This is a genomic window from Pandoraea pulmonicola (assembly GCF_000815105.2).
In the GTDB taxonomy this organism is placed as follows: domain Bacteria; phylum Pseudomonadota; class Gammaproteobacteria; order Burkholderiales; family Burkholderiaceae; genus Pandoraea; species Pandoraea pulmonicola.
On record NZ_CP010310.2, the window covers coordinates 55,170 to 79,925 of the forward strand.

At 64.9% G+C, this 24,756-nt stretch carries 23 protein-coding genes and 1 tRNA gene; 14 read left to right on the forward strand and 10 right to left on the reverse strand.

Going from position 1 to position 24,756, the window contains the following annotated elements; genetic code table 11:
• Positions 1 to 9 precede the first annotated feature (9 nt).
• Positions 10 to 891, forward strand: coding sequence for an isocitrate lyase/PEP mutase family protein (locus RO07_RS00165; RefSeq protein WP_039406977.1), 882 nt, complete (start codon positions 10 to 12; stop codon positions 889 to 891).
• A 149-nt stretch (positions 892 to 1,040) separates the two neighbouring features.
• Positions 1,041 to 2,381: an MFS transporter gene (locus tag RO07_RS00170; RefSeq protein WP_084072371.1), complete on the forward strand. Its 1,341-nt coding sequence runs from the start codon at positions 1,041 to 1,043 to the stop codon at positions 2,379 to 2,381.
• 123 nt (positions 2,382 to 2,504) lie between these two features.
• On the opposite strand, the gene RO07_RS00175 is transcribed toward RO07_RS00170, so the two are convergent.
• Positions 2,505 to 3,506: an NEL-type E3 ubiquitin ligase domain-containing protein gene (locus tag RO07_RS00175; RefSeq protein WP_052266893.1), complete on the reverse strand. Its 1,002-nt coding sequence runs from the start codon at positions 3,504 to 3,506 to the stop codon at positions 2,505 to 2,507.
• A gap of 554 nt (positions 3,507 to 4,060) precedes the next feature.
• Between RO07_RS00175 and RO07_RS25635 the strand changes: the two genes are divergently transcribed.
• The gene (locus tag RO07_RS25635) at positions 4,061 to 4,231 is read left to right on the forward strand and encodes a hypothetical protein (protein ID WP_157118186.1); all 171 of its coding nucleotides are present in this window, start codon (positions 4,061 to 4,063) and stop codon (positions 4,229 to 4,231) included.
• Here the strand turns inward: RO07_RS25635 and RO07_RS25405 are convergent.
• Together RO07_RS25405 and RO07_RS00190 are read right to left on the reverse strand one after the other, a co-directional pair.
• A complete protein-coding gene (locus RO07_RS25405; protein ID WP_160118086.1) occupies positions 4,209 to 5,840 on the reverse strand; it encodes an NEL-type E3 ubiquitin ligase domain-containing protein in 1,632 nt (543 codons plus the stop codon). The two genes, RO07_RS25635 and RO07_RS25405, sit on opposite strands and share 23 nt — an antisense overlap.
• 1,017 nt (positions 5,841 to 6,857) lie before the next feature.
• A tRNA-Leu gene (locus RO07_RS00190) sits at positions 6,858 to 6,942 on the reverse strand.
• A 336-nt stretch (positions 6,943 to 7,278) separates the two neighbouring features.
• Between RO07_RS00190 and RO07_RS00200 the strand changes: the two genes are divergently transcribed.
• Entirely contained in the window at positions 7,279 to 7,800 is a 522-nt protein-coding gene (locus RO07_RS00200; protein WP_039406983.1) for a GNAT family N-acetyltransferase, read from the forward strand.
• Between the two features lie 76 nt (positions 7,801 to 7,876).
• Here RO07_RS00200 and RO07_RS00205 read toward each other — a convergent pair whose 3' ends face one another.
• From RO07_RS00205 to RO07_RS00215, 3 genes are all read right to left on the reverse strand, one after another.
• The gene (locus RO07_RS00205; protein ID WP_039406985.1) at positions 7,877 to 9,757 is read right to left on the reverse strand and encodes a methyl-accepting chemotaxis protein; all 1,881 of its coding nucleotides are present in this window, start codon (positions 9,755 to 9,757) and stop codon (positions 7,877 to 7,879) included.
• A 571-nt stretch (positions 9,758 to 10,328) separates the two neighbouring features.
• Entirely contained in the window at positions 10,329 to 10,958 is a 630-nt protein-coding gene (locus RO07_RS00210) for an ABC transporter ATP-binding protein (RefSeq protein WP_039406987.1), read from the reverse strand.
• Positions 10,959 to 10,971: 13 nt separating this feature from the next.
• On the reverse strand, positions 10,972 to 11,241 hold the full coding sequence (locus RO07_RS00215) for a metal/formaldehyde-sensitive transcriptional repressor (RefSeq protein ID WP_039406991.1): 270 nt from the start codon (positions 11,239 to 11,241) through the stop codon (positions 10,972 to 10,974).
• Positions 11,242 to 11,350: 109 nt separating this feature from the next.
• Here RO07_RS00215 and RO07_RS00220 point away from each other — a divergent pair, with 109 nt between their 5' ends.
• The 3 genes from RO07_RS00220 to RO07_RS00230 all read left to right on the forward strand — a co-directional run bounded on the left by RO07_RS00220 (position 11,351) and on the right by RO07_RS00230 (position 13,911).
• Positions 11,351 to 12,259, forward strand: coding sequence for a nickel/cobalt efflux protein RcnA (locus tag RO07_RS00220; RefSeq protein WP_039406994.1), 909 nt, complete (start codon positions 11,351 to 11,353; stop codon positions 12,257 to 12,259).
• A gap of 100 nt (positions 12,260 to 12,359) precedes the next feature.
• Positions 12,360 to 13,217, forward strand: a complete 858-nt coding sequence (locus RO07_RS00225; RefSeq protein ID WP_039406996.1) for a class I SAM-dependent methyltransferase — start codon at positions 12,360 to 12,362, stop codon at positions 13,215 to 13,217.
• Positions 13,218 to 13,338: 121 nt separating this feature from the next.
• A complete protein-coding gene (locus RO07_RS00230; protein WP_039406999.1) occupies positions 13,339 to 13,911 on the forward strand; it encodes a DUF1993 domain-containing protein in 573 nt (190 codons plus the stop codon).
• A 19-nt stretch (positions 13,912 to 13,930) separates the two neighbouring features.
• Here RO07_RS00230 and RO07_RS00235 read toward each other — a convergent pair whose 3' ends face one another.
• Positions 13,931 to 14,809: a LysR substrate-binding domain-containing protein gene (locus tag RO07_RS00235; RefSeq protein WP_039407002.1), complete on the reverse strand. Its 879-nt coding sequence runs from the start codon at positions 14,807 to 14,809 to the stop codon at positions 13,931 to 13,933.
• Positions 14,810 to 15,008: 199 nt separating this feature from the next.
• On the opposite strand from RO07_RS00235, the gene RO07_RS00240 reads away from it, so the two are divergent.
• From RO07_RS00240 to metC, 7 genes are all read left to right on the forward strand, one after another.
• Complete coding sequence (locus RO07_RS00240; RefSeq protein ID WP_039407005.1) at positions 15,009 to 15,833, forward strand: transporter substrate-binding domain-containing protein; 825 nt, start codon at positions 15,009 to 15,011, stop codon at positions 15,831 to 15,833.
• Between the two features lie 15 nt (positions 15,834 to 15,848).
• The gene (locus RO07_RS00245; protein ID WP_039407008.1) at positions 15,849 to 16,541 is read left to right on the forward strand and encodes an amino acid ABC transporter permease; all 693 of its coding nucleotides are present in this window, start codon (positions 15,849 to 15,851) and stop codon (positions 16,539 to 16,541) included.
• Position 16,542: 1 nt separating this feature from the next.
• Positions 16,543 to 17,235 (forward strand): amino acid ABC transporter permease, encoded by a 693-nt coding sequence (locus tag RO07_RS00250; RefSeq protein ID WP_039407010.1) that lies wholly within the window; start codon positions 16,543 to 16,545, stop codon positions 17,233 to 17,235.
• A gap of 38 nt (positions 17,236 to 17,273) precedes the next feature.
• Positions 17,274 to 18,041 (forward strand): amino acid ABC transporter ATP-binding protein, encoded by a 768-nt coding sequence (locus RO07_RS00255; RefSeq protein WP_052267486.1) that lies wholly within the window; start codon positions 17,274 to 17,276, stop codon positions 18,039 to 18,041.
• 80 nt (positions 18,042 to 18,121) lie between these two features.
• Positions 18,122 to 18,718: a cysteine dioxygenase family protein gene (locus RO07_RS00260; protein WP_039407015.1), complete on the forward strand. Its 597-nt coding sequence runs from the start codon at positions 18,122 to 18,124 to the stop codon at positions 18,716 to 18,718.
• Between the two features lie 204 nt (positions 18,719 to 18,922).
• Complete coding sequence (locus RO07_RS00265) at positions 18,923 to 20,521, forward strand: rhodanese-like domain-containing protein (RefSeq protein WP_052266895.1); 1,599 nt, start codon at positions 18,923 to 18,925, stop codon at positions 20,519 to 20,521.
• An 85-nt stretch (positions 20,522 to 20,606) separates the two neighbouring features.
• The gene (metC, locus tag RO07_RS00270) at positions 20,607 to 21,797 is read left to right on the forward strand and encodes a cystathionine beta-lyase (RefSeq protein WP_039407016.1); all 1,191 of its coding nucleotides are present in this window, start codon (positions 20,607 to 20,609) and stop codon (positions 21,795 to 21,797) included.
• A 38-nt stretch (positions 21,798 to 21,835) separates the two neighbouring features.
• Here metC and RO07_RS00275 read toward each other — a convergent pair whose 3' ends face one another.
• The 3 genes from RO07_RS00275 to RO07_RS00285 form a co-directional block, all read right to left on the reverse strand.
• Positions 21,836 to 22,858: an alpha/beta hydrolase gene (locus tag RO07_RS00275; RefSeq protein ID WP_084072374.1), complete on the reverse strand. Its 1,023-nt coding sequence runs from the start codon at positions 22,856 to 22,858 to the stop codon at positions 21,836 to 21,838.
• 37 nt (positions 22,859 to 22,895) lie between these two features.
• Complete coding sequence (gene blaPNC, locus RO07_RS00280; protein ID WP_052266896.1) at positions 22,896 to 24,122, reverse strand: PNC family class C beta-lactamase; 1,227 nt, start codon at positions 24,120 to 24,122, stop codon at positions 22,896 to 22,898.
• A gap of 222 nt (positions 24,123 to 24,344) precedes the next feature.
• Positions 24,345 to 24,716, reverse strand: coding sequence for a DUF3331 domain-containing protein (locus RO07_RS00285; RefSeq protein WP_052266897.1), 372 nt, complete (start codon positions 24,714 to 24,716; stop codon positions 24,345 to 24,347).
• Positions 24,717 to 24,756 lie beyond the last annotated feature (40 nt).

Here is a 24,756-nt window from a genome sequence, read left to right on the forward strand (position 1 = left end):
ATGTTTGTCATGACCACTGCGACTGCCCAGCGCCGCGCCGAATTCCGCCGCAAGGTCGAAGCCCGCCACGGCCTGCTCGTACCGGGCGCGTTCAACGCCCTTTCCGCCCGCGTCATCGAAGACGCGGGATTCGAAGCGCTTTACCTCACCGGGGCCGGCGTGACCAACATGTCGCTCGGCCTGCCCGACCTCGCCTTCGTGGGACTGGCGGAGATGGCCGAGCACACGGCGCGCGTACGCGACGCCGTTTCGCTGCCGATCATCGTGGACGCCGACACGGGCTACGGCAATGCGCTGAACGTGCGTCACGCCGTGCGCGTGCTCGAGCGCAGCGGCGCGGACGCCATCCAGTTCGAAGATCAGGTGTTGCCGAAGAAGTGCGGCCATTTCAATGGCAAGGCCGTGGTCGGCACGCAGGAGATGGCCGGCAAGATTCGCGCTGCCGTCGATGCGCGCGAGGACGCCAACCTGCAGATCATCGCCCGCACCGACGCTGTGGCCGTCGAGGGCATCGAAGCCGCCATCGAGCGCGGTCATCGCTTGATCGAGGCCGGCGCCGACATCCTGTTCATCGAGGCGACGCGAACGCTCGCCGATATCGAGCGTCTGCCCACGCTGTTCGAGCGCCCGCAACTGATCAACATCGTGATCGGCGGCAAGACGCCGACGCAATCGCAGCCACGCCTGGCCGAACTCGGCTACGGCATCGTGCTGTATGCCAACGCCGCGCTGCAAAGCGCGGTACTCGGCATGCAGAAGGCATTGGGTACGCTGCGCAGCACGGGGCGTCTGGACGAAGACCCGTCGCTCGTGGTGCCCTTCGCGGAGCGTCAGCGCCTGGTGAACAAGCCGTTCTACGACGAACTCGACAAGCGATACGAGGTCGAGTGACGGTCGGCCTTCGCCCTCGGCGACTCCCTTGGCGCGGCGCATCGTCGATGCACGGTCGCTCGCCGCGCCGCATATATTCCCCCCGCAGTCCGGCAGTACCCGCATCACGGCAGTACCGCAGCTGCATCACACAAAAGTAACGGAGACAGATGGTGACGCCCTCCTCGGATTCCCTTGCCGCGCGCCCCACGGGCCACGTTGGCGCTTCGCAAACCCAGACGGCTGCCGAGCGCACGCCGGTCAGAATCGGCTCAATCGTCGGTGGCCTCGCGGGCAACCTGATCGAGTGGTACGACTTTCTGGCGTACAGCATCTTTTCGATCTACTTCGCGAAAGCGTTCTTCCCGGGCGACAACCCGACGGTCCAGCTCATGAACACGGCGGCGATTGCGGCCGTCGGCTATGTGGCGCGTCCGCTCGGCAGCTGGTTGATCGGCCTCTATGCCGACCGGCGTGGGCGCAAGGCGGCGCTCACCGGCTCGGTGCTCGCGATGAGCGTCGGCTCGATGATGATTGCGCTGACACCCGGCTACGCGACCATCGGCATCTTCGCCCCGGTCGTGCTGATCGCCGCGCGGTTGCTGCAAGGTCTGTCGATGGGTGGCGAGTACGGCACGAGCGCTACGTATCTGAGTGAAGTCGCACCGGAGAACCGCAAGGGTTTCTTTCTCGGCTTCCTGCAGGTGAGCGTGGTCGCCGGTCAGCTCGTCGCGCTCGGCCTCATGATGCTCATGCAGCGTGTGCTGCTCACCGCCGAACAGATCGAGCATTGGGGCTGGCGCATTCCGTTCGTCATCGGCGGCGTGCTGGCCCTGTTCGCGCTGTACATGCGTCGTAACGTGACGGAGAGCGAGGCGTTCGTGGACAGCGCGAAGAAGCGCGAGTCATCGATTGCACGGGAGGTTTTCGCGCACTGGCGCCAGATCCTGCTCGCCATCGGCATCACCATCGGCGGCACGGTCGCGTTCTACACGTTCACCGTCTACATGCAGAAGTTCCTGGTGAACACCGTGGGGTTGTCGAAGGAGTCGTCGACGTTCGTGTCGACACTGGCGCTGCTGCTCTACATGCCGCTGCAACCGCTGTTCGGGTTGTTGTCGGACGTGATCGGACGTCGCAAGGTGCTGATGATCTTTGGCGTGAGCACGACGCTGTTCTCGGTGCCGCTGTTCACCGCGCTCAGCCACACCAAGGATCCTGTGGCGGCGTTCGCGCTGTCGTTCGCGGGGCTTGTGATGCTCTCGGGCTTTACGTCGGTGCACATGCTCGCCAAGACGGAGCTGTTTCCGCCGCGTATCCGTGCGCTGGCAGTGGGCTTCCCGTACGCGCTGACGACGGCGATCCTTGGTGGCACGACGGAGTTCGTTGCGCTGCGCTTCAAGGCGAGCGGTCACGAATCGTACTTTTACTGGTACGTGACGATCTGCGCGGCCATCTCGCTCATCGTCTATCTGAAGATGCCCGAAACGCGCGGCCGGAAATTCGACTGACGCCGGCGGATGAAAAGTCCTTTCGTCCCGGGGTGTAAACGGAAAAAGGCAGAAGCGCTTACGCTCCTCTGCCTTTGAATTTCTGGTGTCCGGCGCAGGAATCCGCAGGTCTTGCCGCAGCCGTCACCGGTTGTTGGTGCCCATGATCTGGTCCATAAGCGCCTCCTCACCCCGCTTGCGCAAGAATTCTCGAGCGAGTTCCTTATAGGTCGCCAACTGCTGTGTCTTCATGATGCCGACCCCGACCTGTGCCTGCGTTTCGTGATCTCCCGGCAGACCGAGATTAATCAACTGCGCCGCCATTTCCTGCTCATATCCGGCGAGCATGTCCTGCATTTTCTGACGCGCTCGCTCTGTCCCTTCGGGATCCAATCGTGCCAGCACTTGCTGCCAAGGCTCCCATTCGACCAGAAAATACTGAGGGAACTCCGCGGACTCTCGAGCGTGAACCTCCTGCTCGGCGTTCGTCAGACCCTCTGGCGTCACCCCCGCAGCGTTGAAGAAGCGCATGTTCGCGATATCAGTGGGCAATTTCAACCGATCACGCAAGTGGACCTGATAGGCCAGGAAGACCTCGATTTCGTCAACGCGCGGCAACGATCGGGCTTTCATGCGGGCGATTTTCTCCAGTGCGTCCAGACGGAATGCGCCGCGCCCGCGCTCGACGATCTCGACGAGGTTATTGTCGTGATCGCCACGGCTGATGGCGCGCGCATGACTGAGTTTCGTCAGGTTGTTATATGTGAGCGCGACGCGATCCTCACAGGTCTCGGCGGCTCCTTGGGCGGCCTGGAAGGTCAATTGGCGAAGCTCCCCATCCTGGGCGAGCCCGGATAGCCAACTGGCGAGCTTCGTCTTGAATTCAGCGTTGTAGTTGACGGACGCTTTCAATCGGTCCAGAAAACGGGAGAACTCTGCGGCGTGTGCTTCTTCGCCGTACGCTTGCCATTGGTGAACCTGCGCTTGCTCGTCGTTTCGGAACCAGTCTCGAACGGCTTCGTGAAGGGGACGCGTTTCCGCCTTGATCGCACCGGGGGGCGTCATGGAGAAGTGCGTCTGATGCGTGCCATCCCATCGTATGGCACGTATGAGCGCCAGCATCTCCGCGGGAATTCGCGCTTCCATGAGCGCTGCGCGTTCGAACGAGTTTGATGGCCCGTCGGACGGATCAGGGATCCAACGGCACCGTGCGGAACTCTCCTGGATGGACGTCGACCAGTCCGATTGTTGCAATGTTCCGGGAGGCTGTTCGACGAAGCGTCGCAAGGCGCTCACCGCCAAGTCATGGGTACGTTGTTCCGTTCGTCCACCGGCCTGAACCGCCTGACCGGTGCCCGTCCCCGCTTCGAGGGGGGGCACGCATCGGCCCGGACTCGATGGCGCATGGGACCGCCCGTCAATCTGACACACTTCGCGCACGTTGGTGCCAAGGGTAGACAACCGCGTCGAAGTTGATGCTGACGGAGTACGTTGTGCCGACGTCGAGGTCGCCATGCGGGGCGGGGAGCTTAGAGCCCCAGTGCTTGAAACGGGACGCATTGGCTTGCCTCACGGGAGTTTCTTGATCGCGGCGTCCTGTCATCGTTGCGGCCCGCCGAATGCACTTGATTGTCGCAGGGGCTCACCAACCCCACATGCATAAATCGCTCTTTCGCCATTGCGCCATTGCGCAAATGCGAATGGAAATTTCCGCGATCGCGTTTGCGGGGCTAGCGATGCTCTCGGGCTTTACGTGGGTGCACATGCTCGCCAGGACGGAGCTGTTTCCGCCGCGTATCTGTGCGCTGGCAGTGGGCTGCCCGTCGCCGCTGATCGACGCCGAAGCCGTCACCGGTTGTCGGCGCCCATGATCCGGTCCATAAGCGCCTCCTCGCCCCGCTTGCGCAAGAATTCTCGAGTGAGCTCCTTATAGGTCGCCAACTGCTGTGCCTTCATGATGCCGACTCCGACCTGTGCCTGCGTATCGTGATCTCCCGGCAGACCGAGACTGACCAACTGCGTCGCCATTTCCTGCTCATATCTGGCGAGCATGTCCTGCATTTTCTGATGCGCTCGCTCTGTCCCCTCGGGATCCAATCGCGCCAGCACTTGCTGCCAAGGCTCCCATTCGACCAGAAAATACTGAGGGAACTCCGCGGACTCACGGGCGTGAACCTCTTGCTCGGCGTTCTCCAGTTCCGTCGCCGTCACCCCCGCGACGTTAAAAAAGCGCATATTCGCGATGTCAGTGGGCAATTTCAACCGCTCACGCAAGTGGACCTGATAGGCCAGGAAAACCTCGATTTCGTCGACGCGCGGTAACGATCGGGCTTTCGTGCGGGCGATTTTCTCCAGTGCGTCCAGACGGAATGCGCCGCGCCCGCGCTCGACGATCTCGACGAGGCTATTGTCGTGATCGCCACGGCTGACGGCGCGCGCATGACTGAGTTTCGTCAGGTTGTTATATGTGAGCGCGACGCGATCCTCGCAGGTCTCGGTGGCCTCTTGGGCAGCCAGGAAGGCCAGTTGACGAAGTTCTCCATCCTGGGCAAGCTTGGCCAACCATCCGGCTACCGCCGTCTTGAATTCAGCGTTGTAGTTGATGGACGCTTTCAAACGGTTCAGAAAACGGAAGAACTGTGCGGCGTGCGGTTCTTCGCTGTGCGCTTGCCATTGGTGAATCTGTGCTTGTTCGTCGTTGCTGAACCAGTCTCGCACGGCTTCGTGAAGGGGGCGCGGTGCTGCACGGATGTACGCATTCCTAATCGTGTTGAGCCGGTCCTCGCCGCGCTGGGTCAGTGTGCCGTTTGCACGAAGGTAATTTCTCAGTGCCGCAAGCGAGACATTGTCCCGCCTGGCCAGACCGCCGAGCCCACCCGAGGCCTCGATCCCCGCTTGGCCGAGGTCCGACCATGCCCGCAACATGGTGTCAGTGACCATCACATTACCCACCGCGTTGAGCCGGTCTTCGCCAAGCGCGGTCAGGCGGCCGTCTGCACGAAGGTAGCGTCTCAATGCCGCAAGCGAGACATTGTCCCGCCTGGCCAGACCGCCGAGCCCACCCATAGCCTCGATCCCTGTCTGACCGAGGGCCGTCCATGTCTGCAACATGACGGTGGTGATTCTCGCGTTCCTGCCCGACGCGTCAGTCCTTCGCCCGGGGTCTCCGGCCACGCGCGGCATGAGAGCCGCATCCCTTCCACGGCTTGCGTTCCGTGGCGCCGAATGCCTTTCCGATCCGCCGTACGAGGTGATTTCCAGCGTTAGTGTTGCGATGGAAAGCGGTCGTTGGGCCGAACTCGACGGCATGCCGACCAACGCCTGGGCATTGGCATCAGGTGCGAGTACGCCGCGTTGGGAGTCCAGAGACCCATCCACGATTTCCGGGACTTCGGAAGTTGGCGATCGTTGGGCCGAACTCGACGGCATGCCGAGCCGTTCATCGGCCTGACACACCGCGCGCACGTTGGCAGCCAGCACGGTCGGCGGCTCTCCGTTCTGTCGAGACTGCGCCGACGTTGAGGCAGTCACCGGGGGCTGGGAGCGCGTAGCTCCAGTACTGAGAACTTGATCCATGGCTTCTCACGATAGAAATTTCTGCGGTCGCGATTACCTGGTGTCAGGGAGGTTCCCATTCCCACCCGGGTTGAGCCGGTTTTCGCCTCGCTGGGGCAGGCTGCCGTCTCCTCGAAGGAGACGTCTCAGTGTCGCGAGCGAGATATTCCTCTGTCTGGCCAGACCTTCGAACCCACCCGCATCCCTGTTCCCGTAGAGCTGGTCTTCGCCGCGCGGAGTCAGGCTGCCGTCTCCACGAAGGTATAGATTCAGCACCGCAGGCGGGATACCTTCCCATCTGGCCAGTGCGGTGAGCCCACCCGCGGCCTCGATTCCCGCTCGACCGAGGCCGCGCCACCTCAGCAACATGGCGTTGGTGATCGTCGCATTCCTGTGCGACGGGCCAGGCCTTTGTTCGGCAATTTCGGCTGGGGGCTGTATGGGAACGGCATCCCTTCCACTGTTAGCGTCCTGTGGTACCGAAGGCCTTTCCGATTCGCCGTCCGAGATGGCTTCCGGTGTTGCGGGAGAATGCGGTCGTTGGGCCGAGCTCGACGGCATGCCGGAGGCCCGCGCGCCCGGCAGCGCTCGGCGAACGACTGACGGGGTGTCGGGAGGCGACGGTCGTTGGACTGAACCCGACGGCATGTCGAGCCGCTCATCGGCTTGACGCACCATACCCACATTGGCAGCCAGCGCAGTTGGCGGCTGTCCGATCTGTCGAGACTGCGCCGACGTCGAGGCAGTCACCGGGGATGGGGAGCGCGAGGCTCCAAGGCTGGGAACGTGACTCATGGCTTCTCACATGACGGAAATTTTTGCGATCGCAATCGACTGTCGCATGGTCTCGCCATCTGTGCTTGCATGAATCGCTCACGGCGCTTCCCCGGGCGTAAACGGAAAAGGCAGAAGAGCTAACGCTCCTCTGCCTTTTGAATTCCTTGGTGCCCAGGGCGGGACTCGAACCCGCACGCCTCTCGGCGCTACCCCCTCAAGATAGTGCGTCTACCAATTCCGCCACCTGGGCAAGGGGAGCGCGATTGTAACGGGAAAATTTAATTTTGTGAATGCTTCTCGTACCTCTCATCCCTGTATTTGTCTCAGTTGTGACATGCCCCAGCGCGCAGGAGAATGAACTCAACACGGCGCCATCGAGGTTCCGGGCAACCCTTCAACAACTCGCAAGGAGAAACATCATGCAACTGATCGCCGCCGCTCTGGGTGCCGCCTTCGCCTACGTCTCCCATACCTACGACCTGCCGATGTGGCTGTGAAAGCCGCCGGTACTGCAAAAAACCATCGACCTTGCAGCGCTACCGACCGACAATGGTTCTCCTCGAAATGTCATCAGCCAAGGGGAACCATGTCGTCAGCGCCGCATGCCATTCGCATCGAATCGCAACGTTTGACCCTCCGCCCGTTCCAACCCGCCGACGCGCCCGAAGCCTTTGATTGCATCTCCGCGCGTCTTGCCCGCTACATGTCCTGGGAGCCGTCACCGGACCTCGAACACTTCGAATCCGTATGGCAGACGTGGCTGACGCAAATGACGAACGGAACGGACTACGTCTTCACGGTTCGCCTGCATGACGGCGACGCGTTCCTCGGACTCGCCGGACTCCATCGCACGACAGACGAATACCCCGAACTCGGTATCTGGATCCGGGAGAGCCAGCATGGCAACGGATTCGGGACGGAGGCCGTTCGCGCCGTCGCCGATTGGGGCGCTCGCGTACTCGGCATTCGCGGGTACGTCTACCCGGTCGCGACGGAAAACACGCCGAGCCGCCGTATCGCCGAATCGCTGGGCGGCGTTGTCATCGACGCGCGTACCACGCCGAAGTACGCATTGGTGATCTACAGGATTCCGGTCGCTCCGCATTGAGCGGAAAAAAAGCACGCCGGGCGGAACCGGCGTGCCTTGTTTTGTCCCGGACGGACAATCGCGTCCCGTTATCTTGTCAGGCCGCCCGACGCTGCGTCGACGCAACCACCGACAGCGATGGCGCAGCGCCCAGACCGCGCAGTCCTTCGTGCTGCCCCTCGCGCAAGCGGAAGCGCGCCACCGTCTCGGCCAGCATGCGCGCCTGCTCGCTCAGCATCGCCGATGCCGCCGCCGACTCCTCGACCAGCGCCGCGTTCTGCTGCGTGGCCTGATCCATCTCCGAAACCGACCGGTCGATCTGGCTGATGCCCGTGCTCTGCTCGGTCATCGCGGCATGGATCTCGCCGACCAGACGCTGCACGCGCGTAATGCCCTCGACGATCTCGTGCATCGTCGTGCCCGCCGCCTGGACACGTTCGGTGCCGCTCTTCACGTTCTGCACCGACGTCTCGATCAGCGCCTTGATCTCCTGCGCCGCCGCCGCGCTGCGCTGCGCCAACGTGCGCACTTCGCCCGCCACCACGGCGAAGCCGCGGCCCTGCTCGCCCGCGCGCGCCGCCTCCACCGCCGCGTTGAGCGCCAGGATGTTGGTCTGGAACGCAATGCCGTCGATCACGCTGATGATCTCCGTGATGCGCTCCGACGACTGTGTGATCTCCCCCATCGTGCTCACGGCGTCGGTCACCACCTGACCGCCGCGCGCGGCAGCCGCGCTCGCATCGTTGGCCAGACGCGTTGCGTGCTCGGCCGTATCGGCCGTCTGCTTCACGCTGGACGTCAACTGGGTGAGTGCCGACGACGTCTCCTGCAACGAACCCGCCGACGCCTCCGTGCGCTGCGACAGATCGCGGTTGCCCATCTCGATCTCGCTCGTGGCCGATGTCATCGACGCGACGCCCGAACGCACGTCGAGCATGACCGAGCTGATCTTGTCGACGAATGCATTGAACGACTTCGAGATCTGCGCGACTTCGTCATCGCCGACGACATCCAGTCGCTGCCTCATGTCGCCATCGCCCGAACCGATGGTGTCCATCGCGTCGCGCACCGTCGACAGACGTTTGAACGCGCGCGACGTGAAGATCGACGCGATCGCCAGCGCGACCAGCGTGAGCACGATCAGCGTGACGACCGTCGCCCACAGCACGTACGTGAGCCCCGCGGTGGCCTCGGCACGGTCGAGCGCGACCACCAGGTACCAGTCCGTGCCCGGAATGCGCTTGGCCTTGAGCAGCTTGGGAGCGTCCGCGAGCGTCATCTGGACGGGTGCGGCGTCGTCGCTGGCCAGTCCTGGCAGCGATTCGGCCGTGAGCGTGGCCGCCACATCGGTGGACGGCTTGAGCGAGAACTTGTTGTCCGGGTGCGCGATCACCTGCCCGTCGCCCGCCACCACCAGCGCCAGGCTCGACGGCGTGGGATGCACCGCCTTGATGATGTCCTGCACGCCCGTGAGCGCCACCGCGCCGCTCACGGCACCGACGGTCTGACCGTCACGCACGAGCGGCGTGGTGAAGGCAACGTACGGGATGCCCGTCGACGAGTCGCCGTACGGCTTGGTGACGGTGAGCTTGCCCGCCGCGACGGCGCTCTTGTACCAGGGGCGCGCGGTCGGATCGTAGTCCGGCGGCGTGGGCGCGGTGGAAAAGAACGTCTTGTCGGACCAGCCCACGCTCGTGATCGGGAAGTCGTTCGTCTTGCCCATGAGCTTGACCAGCCCGCCCGGGTCGCCCTTCTCGACGACCTGCGCGGTGGCGTTCACCGCCTGCGCCTTGTCGGCCGACCAGCGTTCGATGGCGCTCGCGTTGCCTTTGGCCACGGCCGAGAGCGTCTGCGCGATGCTCGACATCATGCTGTCGCGCACGATCGCGTAAGTCGTGACGCCTGAGAGGATCAGCGCACCCACCACCGTCAGGCAGGTAATGAGCAGAATCCGGGTTCGCAACGAAGTGACTTTCATGGGCTTTCATCGGTAGGCCCGCAAGCGAGCCGTTGAGGGGGAATGCCGCTCGGGCAGTGCCGCCGCACTGGCCCACTGCCGCCTTACTCTCTGCGCTTACGGCCACTTCACCGCCGAACTTTAGTGAGCGCAGATCAACGCACGTCGGACTGGTTTCAACAGATCTGGCGATCCCGCCATTCCTCCCTCCGTCCGTCCCTCCTTTCCCTTCCCTTTCCACGCTTCGCCCCTTTGCCCCCTCAGCCGTGCCAGCGCCGTCCGCCGGGCGTGCCGCGCGGCACGAGCTCCGACCGCGCCGAGCGCGTACGCGGTGAACGCGGCGAGCATTGGGCGCACGGGCCCGAAACGGTCGGCGACGCGTCCCGCGCTCAGGCTGGCCACGGCCGACGGCGCGCGTGCGCTGCGTGGAATCCGGTGTAGCCTGATGAATGAGCTTGAGCTTGAGCTTGAGCTTGAGCTTGAGCTTGAGCTTGAGCTTGAGCGAGCACGGCACCAGCAGCGCCGCACCGATACCCCCACGCGGCGCGCGAAGCCACGAGCATCCACGGCGACACGGCAAGCGCGGCCGGGGTCAGGCCGGCTCGGCGCCGGAGAGTTCGGGGAAGCGGAGCGGGGTGGCGCGACAGCCGTCGACGAGCTCGTCGTCGTGCGTCGAGAAGAACACGCAACCCGTTTCGCCGAGGGTGGTGAACAGGTCGATCAGCACCGCGCGCGAAGCCGCATCGAGGCCGCCCGTCGGCTCGTCCGCAAGGATCACGCGCGGGCCGCCGAGCAGGACCGCCGTCAGATAGAACTTGCGACGCGTGCCGGTCGACATCTGCTCGAAGCGCTTTTCCATGTGCGGCATGAGACTGAAGCGTTCGACCAGATCGAGCACGCGGGCGTCGACGCTGGTGCGCCGGGCCGCCGCGCGGGCATCGAGAAAACCGCGACCCGTCTGCAGCGGTTCGGCGAGACAGTCATACGGTACGAAAGCCAGCGATGCACGTGCGCCGGCGGCGTCGTCGCGCATCGAATGGCCGTCGATCCAGATGTTTCCCTGGCCGGCATCGCGCTCGCCCGCGAGCATGCCGAGCAGCGTGCTCTTGCCGCCGCCGCCTTCGTCACGCAACGCGAAACAGCCGCGCTCGGCGCGAAAGCGCAGATTTTCAAACAGTGTGAAGTCGTCGAAACGTTGGGTGAGATTGTCGAAGCGCAGCATGGGGCGGGATCGGTTACTTCAGATAGGCCTTGATGACGTGCAGCACGGGAGCGAGCTCGGCTTCACGATCGGCCTGCTCAGGCTCGTTCACGAGGTGATCGACGAGATGACCTTCGATGACCGCCGCCATCAGGCCGTTGACCGCGCCGCGAATGGCGGCGATCTGCTGCAGCACTTCGACGCAGTCGCCCTCGTTGCTCAACTGACGCTCCAGCGCCTGCGTCTGGCCCTGAATGCGACGAACGCGCGCGAGCAGCTTGTTCTTGTCCCGGATCGTATGCACGTTCTGTCGCGCTCCTGTATTGGCGGTGAATCCACGAAAAAGACTAACACAAATATACTGGGGGGCAGTATATTGCAACCATCCTTCATTCGCCACCGAGCGCATCTCCATGACCGAGTTTTCGACCCTTCTCCAGCAGGGCAATGCCTGGCTGTTCGTGCCCAGCGCCATCCTGCTCGGTGCGCTCCACGGCCTCGAACCCGGGCATTCCAAGACGATGATGGCGGCATTCATCGTCGCCATTCGCGGCACCGTCGGGCAGGCCGTGCTGCTCGGCCTGTCGGCGACGCTCTCGCACACGGCCGTCGTTTGGCTCGTGGCGGCGGCCGGGATGTACTTCGGGCGCAATTGGAACGTCGAGGCCACCGAACCCTATTTCCAACTGGCCTCCGGGGTGCTGATCCTGCTGATCGCCGGATGGATGCTGTGGCGCACGTGGCGCGACAACGGACATGCGAAGGCGCATGGTCATTCGCACGGGCACGATCATGACCACGGGCATGACCATGGTCACGACCACGACCACGACCACGACCACAGCCACGACCATGGTCACACGCACAGCCACGCCACACACTCATCCGCGTTGGCGTCGCATTCGCACGTTGGCCTCGAACTGGGCGTGGTCGGTTACCAGGACGCTCACGAGCGGGCGCACGCGCGCGACATCCAGAAGCGTTTCGCGGGTCGTGACGTCACGACAGGTCAGATCGTCATGTTCGGCCTGACGGGCGGCCTGATTCCCTGCCCGGCATCGATCACGGTCCTGCTGCTGTGCCTGCAACTCAAGCGCTTCGCACTGGGCGCGGGTCTGGTGCTGTGCTTCAGCATCGGTCTTGCGCTGACGATGGTGGCGTCCGGCGCGTTGGCGGCGCTCAGCGTGCGGCATGTGTCGCGTCGCTGGCGCGGCTTCGGCGAGTTCGCCCGCAAGGCGCCGTACTTCTCCGGCATCCTCATCGTGCTGGTCGGCTTGTACGTCGGCTATCACGGCGCCGCGCAACTCTTCTTCAACGCCTGATCCGCTCGATTCTTCGGCGACACCTCACCCCTGCCGTGCCCGATCCGGCCGCTTGTGCAAGAATCTGCGCATCCGGCAACGATCTCACGAGGCAAGCGACATGGTTGACCCGAAAGACATCGCACCCGACAGCACGGCGGCACGCGTGGCGCTATGGCGCGCGCTGCATCTTGAAGCGGACGCCGCGCCGCACGTCCTGAAAGACGACATCGGTCTGAAGCTGCTCGAACCGCCCGACGACTGGCGCGAACGCGGCGACATGAGCCCGTTCACGCAGCCGTTTCGCGCCTCCATCATCGCGCGTGCGCGCTTCATCGAAGATCTCGTGGAAGCGGAGATGGCACGCGGCGTGCGCCAGTACGTGATCCTTGGCGCCGGTCTGGACAGCTTCGCGCAGCGACGTCCCGAGCTCGCCGACCGACTGACGATCTTCGAGATCGATCGTCCCGGCCCACAGGCGTGGAAGCGTCGACGCCTGATCGCCCTGGGCTACGGCGTACCCGACAGCCTGCGCTTCGTGCCGGTGGACTTCGAAGCGGGCCAGTCGTGGCGCGAGGCGCTCCTGCGGAACGGCTTCGCGGCGGACGAGCCGGCGGTGATCGTCTCCACGGGCGTGAGCATGTATCTCACGCGCGAAGCCAATGCGGCCACGTTGCGCGAAGTGGCGTCGTTCGCGCCGGGATCGACGTTCGCGATGACGTTCCTGCTGCCGTTGTCGATGGCGGACCCCGCCGTGCGCCCGGGCCTGGAAATGGCGGAGAAGGGCGCGCGCGAGAGCGGCACGCCGTTCATCAGCTACTTCACGCCGGACGAGATGATGGCGTTTGCGAGAGAGAACGGCTTTCGCGATGCCAGACATGTCTCGGCACAGACGCTGACCGAGCGCTACTTCTCGAATCGCAGCGACGGACTGCGTCCGCCGGCGAACGCGGAAGAGCTCCTCGTCGCGACGACCTAGCAGGCTCGCGGTGTGCCTCGGGACGGGCTGGTGTGCGAAGGGACGGCGGTCGCGATAAGCTTCGCGCGCGGCACATCGACCGCCACGATACCCATCACGAACGCACATACGGAGTCACCGCATGACCCTGACCGAAATTCTGAAGCCGACGACCTCACAGATGATGCGCGCCTTGTCGGCATGGCTCGACAAGGCGGCGCGCTACGAAAAGTCGAAGGGCGGTACGCCCGACAGGCTGATGACGCTGCGTCTTGCACCCGACATGTACCCGCTCGCCGCCCAGGTGCGCTTCGTCAGTTATCAGGCGATGGAGCCGGCGTTCCGTCTGCGCGGCGAAGCGATTCCCGACGACGTGCTCGCCGTGCAGAGCGAGGGCTGGCGCGCGAGCGAAAAGCCAGGCACGTTTGCCGAGGCCAAGGCCTGTCTCGCCAACGCCATCGCGTTTGTCGATGCGTTGCCCGCGAACGCGCTCGACGCCGGCGCCGACAAGGTCGTCTCGCTCGCCCTGCCCAACGGCGTGATCTTCGACATGACGGGCGAGCAGTACGTGCGGGACTGGCTGCTCGCGCAGTTCTACTTCCATACCAACACCGCTTACGCCATCCTGCGCCAGCACGGCGTGGAACTCGGCAAGGCCGACTACGTGGCGCATGTGCTTCCCTACATGCGTTCCGGCAGCGCGCCGCAGGGCTGATATCGCCGCCGCCCGTCGATCATTCTCCGATGAGGAACGGCGGGCCGAAGCGCGTGGCGATGTGTTCGGTCGATTCGAACAGCTCGCGCAGCACCTGGCTCGTGCACGTCGGCTGCACGTAAAGATAGAACGCGACGTCGGGCAGGCGCGGAAGACCGTCCGCCTCGGACAGCACGCGCATGTTCGCGTCGAGCAATTCCGTCGTGCGGGCGGTGACGCCAAGACCTGCATTGATCGCCGCCTTGATGCCGGTAAGCGTCGGTGAAATGAAGCTCGTGCGCCACGCGATGCCCGCCGCGTTGAGGCGCTCGATCGACAACCGTCGGAAGAGGCTCAGTTCATCGGCCATCACCAGCGGCACGGGCGCGGCGGCGTTGAAGATGAAGTCGTCCGCGCAGATCCACACCATCGGCGACGTGCGCAACTTGATGCCGGGAAAGGCTTCGTCGTAGCGCGTGGAGATCGCCAGATCCAGCTCCTTGTCGCGCAGCGCGTCCATGAGGTGCGGACTGCGTCCGACGATGATCTCGAGCTGCAGTTCCGCCGAGAGCTTCGACAGGCGTCGCAGCATGCTCGGCAGGATCGAATCGGCCACGTCGTGCGGCGAACCGATGCGCAACTTCTCCGCCGGCCCCCGCGTCTGCATGACCTGCACGGCCTGATCGTTGAGCGCCAGAATCTTGTTGGCGTACGCGACGAGACGTACGCCGTCGGCCGTCATTGTCTTCTGCCGCCCCTGCTTTTCGAACAGCGGGCATCCCATCTCCTGTTCCAGCCGCTGCATCTGCTGCGTGATGGCCGATTGCGTGCGGCCCACTCGCGTGGCCGCCGCCGCAAAGGTTTCGTGCTGTGCGATCGCCACGAAAGTCCGCAACAGATCGATATCGAGATTGCGCATGGTCGCCTGAGTCGATACTTCAGAAACGATAATGTTTCCGAGATAAAAATTAAATTGTTCTTGGGGATTTTGGTCGATAACCTGCCTGACACTCAAGCAATATTTATGTGACCGGGCAATAAAGGGTGGATCTCCGGCGCTGTCCGGTCGCCCGCTAATCGATTCGCCCGCCTGGCCGAACTCAAGGAGACTCAGGATCATGTGGCAACGACACCTTGCAGCCGCGCTGTTCGCGACACTCGCCATGATGGACGTCGCGCACGCCGATCAACTGGCCGACATCAAGGCGCGCGGCACGCTCGTTTGCGGCACGCAAAACGCGAGCGAACCGTACGCCTTCCCCGATGCCGCCACGCGCAAGATCGTCGGCTTCGACGTCGACGTGTGCCATGCGATTGCCAAGGGGCTTGGCGTGAAGCTCGAGCATCGCGCCCTGTCGACCGATGCGCGCATCCCCGAGTTGAAGACGCGTCGCGTGGACGTGCTGGCCGCTGCCGTGGCCTGGATGCCGGCCCGCGCCGCCCAGGTCGATTTCAGCGATCAGTACTTCGTTGCACCGATTCGCGTGCTGGTGCGCGCCGACTCGCCGGTGCAGACGCTCGATCAACTCGCCGGCAAGAAGATCGCCGCCTCGGAAGGCTCGAGCTCGGCGGCGGTGTCGGTCACGCGCCTGCCGGATTCGAACCTGCTCACGTTCCATGACATTTCGTCGGCATTCCTCGCGCTGCAACAGGGCAAGGTGGAAGGCCTCGTGGCCGGACAGCTGATCCTCGCGCGCTTCGCCAACGAAGCCGCGGCCAAGGGCGGTCAGCAATACCGCCTGCTCACGAAACCGGTGTTCGAAGAGCGCTGGGGTGTGGTGATGAACAAGAACGAACCGGCGCTGCTCGCGGCCGTGAACAAGATACTGCTCGACTACGAGAAGACGAACGGTCTGCAGGACAGCTTCGACAAGTGGCTCGGCAACAAGTCGGTCTACAAGTTCACGCGCGACTACAAGGTCGAGCCGATCAAGGTGCAGTAAGCGAGACACGACGCAATGTTCGACCTCTCGTTTCTGCTCGAAGACGGCTACCTGAAGCTGTTTCGCGACGGGGTGCTGACCACGCTTAGGCTGTTCGTGGTCTCGGGCCTGCTGGCGATCGTGGTGGGCGTGGTGCTCACCACGTTGCGCGCCCTGCCGGTCAAGCTCTTCAAGGGCTTCGTGATCGTGGTGGTGGAGTATCACCGCAACGTGCCGGTGCTCGTGCAGATCCTCGTGTGGTACTTCGGCGTGCCGCAACTGCTGCCCGACGGCTTGCGCGACTGGATCAACGCGGGCAACACCGAGTTCTTCTTCGCCACGGTGGCGCTGGCGCTCAACGCGGGCGCCTTCATCTCCGAAGACCTGCGCTCGGGGCTGCGCGCCATTCCGAACACGCAACAGGAAGCCGCGTGGTCCATTGGCCTCACGTATCTGCAGTCGTTCCGCTACGTGATCCTGCCGCAGGGCATTCGCGTGGCGCTGCCGGCGCTGCTCAACCAGGCGCTGCTGCTCTTCAAGAACAGCTCGCTGGCGATGGCCATCGGTGTGCACGAGCTGCTGTACCGCACGCGCCAGATCGACAACCTCACGTTCCGCACGTTCGATGTGTTCCTGGTGGCGACGATCCTGTACCTGATCGGCACGCTTGCCCTGATGGCGCTCTCCGAGCACTTCGCCAAACGCCGTACGGCGCCCTCGGGAGTCTGAGATGTACGAGATTCTGCACGACTATCTCGCGTTGTTCCTCGTCGGCAGCTGGCCCAACGGTCCGCTGGGCGGCGTGGCCGTCACGCTTATCCTTTCGGCGCTCGGGCTGGTGATTTCGTTTCCCATCGCCGTCGTCGTCGGCATGGCGCAGGTTTCGCCGTGGCGCTGGCTGCGGCGTGCGATCGGCGTCTGGACGCGCCTCGTGCGCGGCATTCCGCTGTTGATGATCATCTTCTGGGCGTACTTCGCCGTGCCGCTGCTCGTGGGGGCCGAGGTGTCGGCCTTTACCACGGCGGTGTGCGCGATCATCGTCTACGAAAGCGCGTTCCTGTCGCAGATCGTGCGCGCCGGGCTCGAAGGGCTGCCGCGCGGACAGATGGAGGCGGCGCGCTCGAACGGCCTGTCGTGGCTGCAGAGCATGCGCTACGTGCAACTGCCGCAGGCGCTCGCGAACATGCTGCCGTCGATCGTCAATCAGTTCGTGTCGATCATCAAGGCGACGTCGCTCGCCTACGTGATCGGCGTGCCGGAGCTCACCTATTCGGCCGCGCAGGTCAATACGATCACGCTGACCAAGCCGCTGCAGACGTTCCTCGTGCTCGCAGCTTTCTATTTCGTGCTGTGTTTCGCCATTTCGCGCTTCGCCGGCTGGCTGGAGCGGCGCATCGCCCGCCAGCGCGCGGGGCTGGCATGAGCACGCCGGGTCTTACGAAGGAGAACGCGACCATGACCATGCTCGCATTCGAGAATGTCCACAAATACTACGGCGAACATCACGTCCTCAAGGGGATCGACGCCACCATCGGGCGCGGCGAAGTCGTGGTCGTGTGCGGTCCGTCGGGCTCGGGCAAGTCGACGCTGATTCGCACCGTCACGCGACTCGAAGCCATCCAGAAGGGCCGCATCCTGTTCGAGGGCAAGGACGTTGCCGCCCGCGACGTGAAGCTCAACCAGTTGCGCGCGCGCATCGGCTTCGTGTTCCAGAGCTTCAACCTGTTCCAGAATCTGTCGGTGCGGCAGAACCTGATGCTCGGGCCGACGAAGGTGCTCGGCATGTCGCGCGACGAAGCCGTGGCGCAGGCCGAAACGCTGCTCGCCAAGGTGGGCCTCGCGCACAAGATCGACGCGATGCCGGCCAATCTGTCGGGCGGCCAGCAGCAGCGTGTCGCGATTGCGCGCGCGCTCGCCATGAAGCCGCCGCTCATGCTGTTCGACGAGCCGACCAGCGCGCTCGATCCCGAGATGGTGCAGGAGGTGCTGCAGGTCATGCGCTCGCTGGCCGACGACGGCTTGACGATGATGATCGTCACGCACGAGATGGGTTTTGCGCGCGACGTGTCGAGCCGCGTCTGGTTCATGGACCAGGGGCAACTGCTCGAAGACTCGCCGCCCGCGGAATTCTTCAGCCAGCCCAGGCACGCTCGCGCACAGCGATTCCTGCAGGACGTCCTGCGTCCGTCGCCGCTCGTGAGCGTGCCGCGCGACGCCGTGCCTGCCTGAACGGCCAGACATCACCCACACACGACAGCGCCTCACCCGGGCACATCGCATAACAAGGCACTACGGAGAAGACTTTCATCATGTCCACGCCCTCCCTTTCCGAACAACGTCAAGCCGCTGTTGCGGGCGCCATCGACGCCATGAAGGCCGCGCTGGCCCCGGCGGGCGAGACGCGCCCCGCACTGGCCGCCGTCCTGGAGCAGGTCAAATCGCTCGCCGCGCAGCGCGCGCTGTGGAGCGAAGCCGATTTCCCGCCGCCGACGGACGGCGAGCTCCAGGCCCGCTACCTGATTCACGAAGATGCCGACAAGACGTACGCGCTGTACCTGAACGTCATGCGACCCGGCAAGAAGATCACGCCGCACAACCACACCACGTGGGCGTGCATCGCCGCGGTCGATGGCGTGGAATACAACTACGTCTACCGTCGCACGGACGACGGCAGGACGCCCGGCGTCGGCACGCTGGAAGTGAGCGACACGGTGGTGGTCGATCCGGGCCATGGCATCGCGCTGGCGTCGGACGATATCCACGCCGTGGAGATCAAGGGCGACGCCCCGATTCGCCATCTGCACATGTACGGGCGCGCGCTGGAGACGCTCACCGAGCGCATCACCTTCGATCTCGAGAAAGGCACGTATCAAGTGATGGACATCGGCGTGAAGACGCGCCGCTGACGTCCGGCGTCAATGCCTGATTTGCCGCCGGGTGCGAACGTCACGACACCTTCGCCCGGCGGCGCGAATCCCTGACGGCGCGAGCGATTTTCGCGCCACCCGAATCACATCGCCCCGGCGGGCGGTGCGGGCCCGCTCATTCCTGCGATCTGGCCAAGGCCTGCGCAAAACCTGATAACGGATGCCGGTCACCGGCGCAACGCTATGACTTCGTTCATTCCCCAATTTGTGCCGCCTTCCCAGCTCAAGGCCTGGCTGCACGACGGCGACGAGATCGCCGTGTTCGACGTGCGCGAGCACGGCCAGTACGGTGAGGCGCATCTTTTCTACGGCGTCACCCTGCCCTACAGCCGGTTGGAAATCGACATCGTGCGACTCGCGCCGCGCCGCGATGCGCGCATCGTCGTCTACGACACCGACGCGAGTGTTGCCGTGCTCGCGGCGCAGCGTCTTGCCGCGCTCGGCTATTCGGACGTCCACGTGCTCGAAGGCGGCACGAACGCCTGGCAACAGGCCGGCTACACCTTGTTCGCGGGCGTGAATGTGCCGTCGAAAACCTTCGGCGAACTGGTGGAGATGGCGTATCACACGCCGCGCGTGACGGCGCGCGAGCTGGCCGCGATGCGCGAGCGCGGCGAGAACGTGGTGATTCTCGACGGTCGTCCCGTGAGCGAGTATCTGAAGATGACGATCCCGTCGTCGATCTGCTGCCCCAACGGCGAATTGGGCTATCGTATTCGCGAGCTCGTGCCCGATACGACGACGCCCATCGTGGTGAACTGCGCCGGTCGCACGCGCAGCATCATCGGCGCGCAGACGCTCATCAACCTCGGCATTCCCAATCCGGTGATGGCGCTGGAGAACGGTACGCAGGGGTGGTATCTCGAAGACCTGCCGCTCGAGCATGGCAGCACGCGCCGCTATCCCGATGCGGTGGCGTCCTCGAGCCTCGCGCAGATGCGTGAGGCGAGTCAGGCACTCGCCGCGCGGTTCGCCGTGCCCGAGGTCGACGCCGCGACGTTCGCCCAGTGGGCGGAAGACACGTCGCGCACGCTGTTCCTGTGCGACGTGCGCACGCCGGAGGAATTCGCCGCCGGTTCGCTGCCGGGCGCGCAGCACACGCCGGGCGGCCAGTTGATTCAGGCGACGGATCAGTACGTCGGCGTGCGTCACGCGCGCGTGGTGCTGTTCGACAGCGATGGCGTGCGCGCGCCCATCGTGGCGAGCTGGCTGCGTCAGCTGGGGCACGACGCCTACGTGCTTCGCGACGGCCTCGCCAGCGGCGCCTCGTTGCGCGCGAGCACGCCCGGCGTCGAGACGACGCTGCCGCGCGTCGATGCCGCGGCGCTGGCCAGCGCTCTCGCCGACGGCAGCGTGCTCGCCGTCGATCTGCGACCGAGCATGAGCTATCGCCGCGAGCATGTGCCGGGGTCGCAATGGGCGATCCGGCCGCGTCTGCCGCAGTTGCCAGCCTCGCGTAACATCGTGCTCGTCGCCGACGAACCCGGCGTGGCCGAGTTGTTCGTCGCCGACTGGCGTGCGAAGCACAGGCAGGATACGCGCACGTTCTCGCTGCTCTCCGGCGGTCTGAAAGCGTGGGTGGCGGCCGGCCATCCGGTCGAGAGCACGCCGGATCTCCCGCCGGACGCGGACTGCATCGACTACCTGTTCTTCGTGCACGATCGCCACGACGGCAACAAGGCGGCGGCGCGTCAGTACCTCGCGTGGGAGACCGGTCTGCTCGCCCAGCTCGACGATCAGGAGCGCGGTGCGTTCCGCATTGGCGAGCCTGCCGCGAAGTAAGCTCGGGGGGCGGGCATGGGGTTGCCCCAGCACGCCTTTCGCCCGTTGTTCGAACCGTCGAATCGTTTAACGTAGTTCTCCGATCATGTCTCGACAAACGTCTCCCAAACGCCTCGCCACCCGGCTCGTCAAAGGCGGTACGCATCTCGCCGTCGACGGTGGCCGCGCCGTGAATCCGCCGGTCGTGCGCGCTTCCACCGTGCTGTTCGAGTCGATGGACGACCTCAACGACGCACGGCGCCGTCGCGGCTCGCAGCGGCTGTTCACCTACGGCGCACGCGGCAACCCGACCGGCTTCGCGCTGGAGGACGTGGTCGCCGACCTGGAGGGCGGCTATCGCGCACGCCTCTTCCCGACCGGGCTCGCCGCCATCGCCATGGTGTTTCAGGCCTATCTGCGACCCGGCGATCATGTGTTGATTTCCGATTGCGTCTACCAGCCGCTGCGTCACTTCGTCGATACGTTCCTGCGGCCGTGGGGCGTGCAGGTGACCTATTTCCGCGCCGACGGCAGCGACGCCGCCGAGCACATGACTGCGCGCACGAAGATGCTCTACGTCGAGACGCCAGGCTCGCTCGTCTACGAGCTGTGCGACATTCCGGCGCTGGCCGAGCTGGCGCATCGCCACGGCGCGCTGCTGGTCGCGGACAACACGTGGGGCTCGGGCGTGCAGTACCGCCCGCTCATGCTGGGTGCGGACGTCTCGATCATGGCGGCGACGAAGTACCTCAGCGGGCATTCCGACGTCATGATGGGCACCATCGCCACCACCGAGGAGACCTGGCAGACGCTCGCCGTCATGTGCGATGCCCAGGGCGTGGCGGTGAGTCCCGACGACGCCTATCTCGTGCTGCGCGGCACGCGCACGCTGGCGGCGCGTCTGCAGATGCACGAGCGGCATGCGCTCGAAGTGGCGCACTGGCTGAGCAGCGTGCCGGACGTCGCCCGCGTGTTCTGTCCGGCGCTGCCGACGCACCCGGGACACGCGCTGTGGCAGCGCGATTGCAGCGGCACCAACGGCCTCGTCTCGTTCGAATTCGCCAACGCCACGACCGCGCAGGCGGATCGCTTCGTCGACGCGCTGGAGTTGTTCGGCATCGGCGCCTCGTGGGGGGGCTTCGAGAGCCTGGCGACGGTGACGAACGTGGCGGCGACGCGCACTTGCGAGGACTGGTCATCGGCCGGACCCATCGTGCGCCTGCACATCGGTCTGGAAGATCCTCAGGATCTGATCGATGACCTGGCGGCGTCGCTGGAGAAGGTGTTCGGGCGTTGATGTCGCCGCAACGCACCCGCGTGTGCCCCACGTGTGCGCTACCGAGCGGGGGCGGGTGTCGTCGGGTGAGCGTCGATGAAGCCGGCAATGGTGTCGACGACCCCCGGCGCGAGCGGCAGCGAGGCGTCGCTGTAGGTGCGCAGGTTGGCGGCGCGATCGTCCGTCGTGACCGTCTTCAGTACATGGTTGGTGTCGGGCAGCAGGGCGAGCGTGGCGGTCGGCTGCGCCTGCTCGAGTCGCCGTGCATCGGCCGGACTCACTTGCAGATCGCGCGCGCCCTGCACGATCAGCACCGGCACGCGCACCTGCGCGATCAACCGTGCCGGGTTCTGGGCAAAGAGGCTCATGAGGAAGCCCTGCACCGCCGGATTGAACAGCGGCGCGAGCGGTGCGGGTAACGTCGAGGCGTCGACGTGCCTGCCTTTCGTGAGCGCACGGATGGCGTCGTCGCCCGCGTCGGCCAGCGGACCGTTGGCCGGATTGGCGTGCAACTGCTCGCTGAGCACGTCGCCGAGCGGCCGTCCGGCCGTCGACACCAGAATCACGCCGCAGATCGATGCGGAATCGCGCGCCGCCGTCGCGAGCGCCATCAAGCCGCCTTCGCTGTGCCCCAGCAGCCAGACACACGGCGTGCCGGTCTTCGCGCGGATCGCGTCGATCCACGCGCGGGTGTCGCGCACGTAGTCGTCCACCGTCACGGCGTTCGCATCGCTCACGGCGCTCGCGCTGCCGAACATGCCGCGCTTGTCGACGCGCACGCTGGCGATGCGTCGCGCGGCGAGGCCGTCGGCCAGCAGCCGATAGGGGCTCGCACGCACGCCGAGTGGATTGTTGCCGTCGCGATCGGTCGGCCCGGAGCCGGGAATGACGAGGACGGTGGCGTGGCTGCCGGCAGGGGCTTCGTAAGTGCCCGCGAGCGGCTTTTGCAAGCCCTCGGGGCCGGGGGCCCGAATCTCGGTGGACGGTGCCGCGCCGAGTGGGCTCGCCGCGGCCGTCGTCGTGACGGCCGCGGCGATGGTCAGGGCGATACCCCGGGCGAGGGACAGAGCGCTGGGCGTCATCGGTGCGGTGTCGGAATCGTGGAAACCGATGACGATATCACTGCTGCGGGACCACCGCGGTGCGCGGTATGCCGTCGAGGACAGTGAGGATGTGATGCGCGGCCCGCACGCGCTCCTTGATCGGATAGTTCTTGTTTGCCAGCATGACGATGCCCATCTGTTTCGACGGCACGAACGCCACGTAAGTCCCGAAGCCTTGCATCGAACCGGTCTTGTTGACCCATGCGACCGGCGTGGGCGCCATCGGCGGCGAGAATTCGCGCACGGGCGTCGGCTCGTAAGCCATCTTTGCGGAATTGCCTTCGAGCAGTGTGTCCACGCTGACAGGGTACGGGTATTGCTCCCAGACCAGATCCTGCGTCATCGGCTTGTCGAAGAAATAGCCGGTGCGCGTGGCATAGATCGCGTGGCGCAGACGATAGTTGAACACCGGCTTGCCCAGGTTGGCGCTCACGAAGCGCAGCAGGTCGCTCGCCGTCGTCTTGACGCCATAGGCTTCCTCTCCCATCAACGCCGGGGAGACGCGCACCGGTTTGCCGGTCTTGTCGTAACCCCACGCGTAATGCTTCATCTGATCGGCGGGCACGCGGATGAAGGTGTGCTCGAGCTCCAGCGGCTTGAAGACGTGCTCCGTCATGAGCGTGGCGAAGTCGCCGCGCATGGCGCGCGCGACGATTTTCCCGAGCATGCCGATGCTCACGTTCGAGTACGTGCGCACGGTGCCGGTGGGCTGCGCGGGCTTCCATGCCTTGAGGTACCGGAGCAACTGTTCGTCGTTGGTGACGTCGTCGGGCACCTGCAACGGCATGCCGCCGGTGGTGTGCGTGCCGAGGTTCACGAGGCTGACCTCGCCGAACGGCGTGCCGGCGACTTCGGGCATGAAGCGGCGGGTCTTGTCGGTAAGCGAGAGCGCCCCGGCGCCCTGCGCATAAGTCGCGAGCGTAGCGGTGAACGTCTTGCTCACGGAGCCGATTTCGAAGAGCGTCTCGTGTGTGACGGGGCGATTGCCGGCCTTGTCCGCAACCCCATAGTCGAAGACATAGGTCTTGCCGTCGAAGTCGACACCGACGGCCATGCCGGGAATCTGCTGCTGAGCCATCAACGGCTCGACGGTCTTGTCGACCAGCGAGCGGATCTCCGCCAGACGCGGATCGCTCTCTGGTTGCGCGGCATAGCTGCGGGCGCTGAGCCCCATCCAGACGACGGCTGCGGTGGCCGTCAGCGTGGCAAGGGCGGTGAAGACAGTGGGACGGGACTTGGACATCGAGGAGACTCTCCTTGGCAGTGAGGGGCCGGATTGCCGTCATTGTGAGGCTGCGGCAAACGATGTCGGAAGCGTAATCCCAAAGCGGTCGTCGGTTGCATCTGCGGACGGTAACCGGCGTAACCGATGCAACGCACCGCCAAAAAAAAACCGCCCTCTCGGGGCGGTAACACGCTGAATTCAACGGGGGGTCCGGGGGGACTACATTTCAGCGCGAGGGAGTCAGTCGTCTTGCAACGCCGGTTCCAGCTCCCGCTCGCGCATGGCGCGGATGGGGCTTGCCAGAATCATGGCGTCGGCGTTGAGCGGCGGGATATCGCCGAAGAGCGGACGGTAGACGAAGTCGCCCACGTCGATCGTCTCTCCCGTGAGCGCGCACTCGCCCGGATGATGCGCCTTGCGAATGCGCCAGATCTGCGCGCCGTAGTTGCCGCCCATCGCGTCGTTCCACGACACGGTGATCGTCAGCTCGCTGGAGATTTCCAGCACGCGCACGATGGGCGCGCGCCGCGTGTAGGGAATGACCGGCTGGCATATCACGGGCTCGGCGTCGAGCATGGCCACGGTGTGTTGCCAGACACCCTGATCGCGCACGGTTGCACGCGAGGTGCGTGCCGCACGTGCGGTGGAGGCG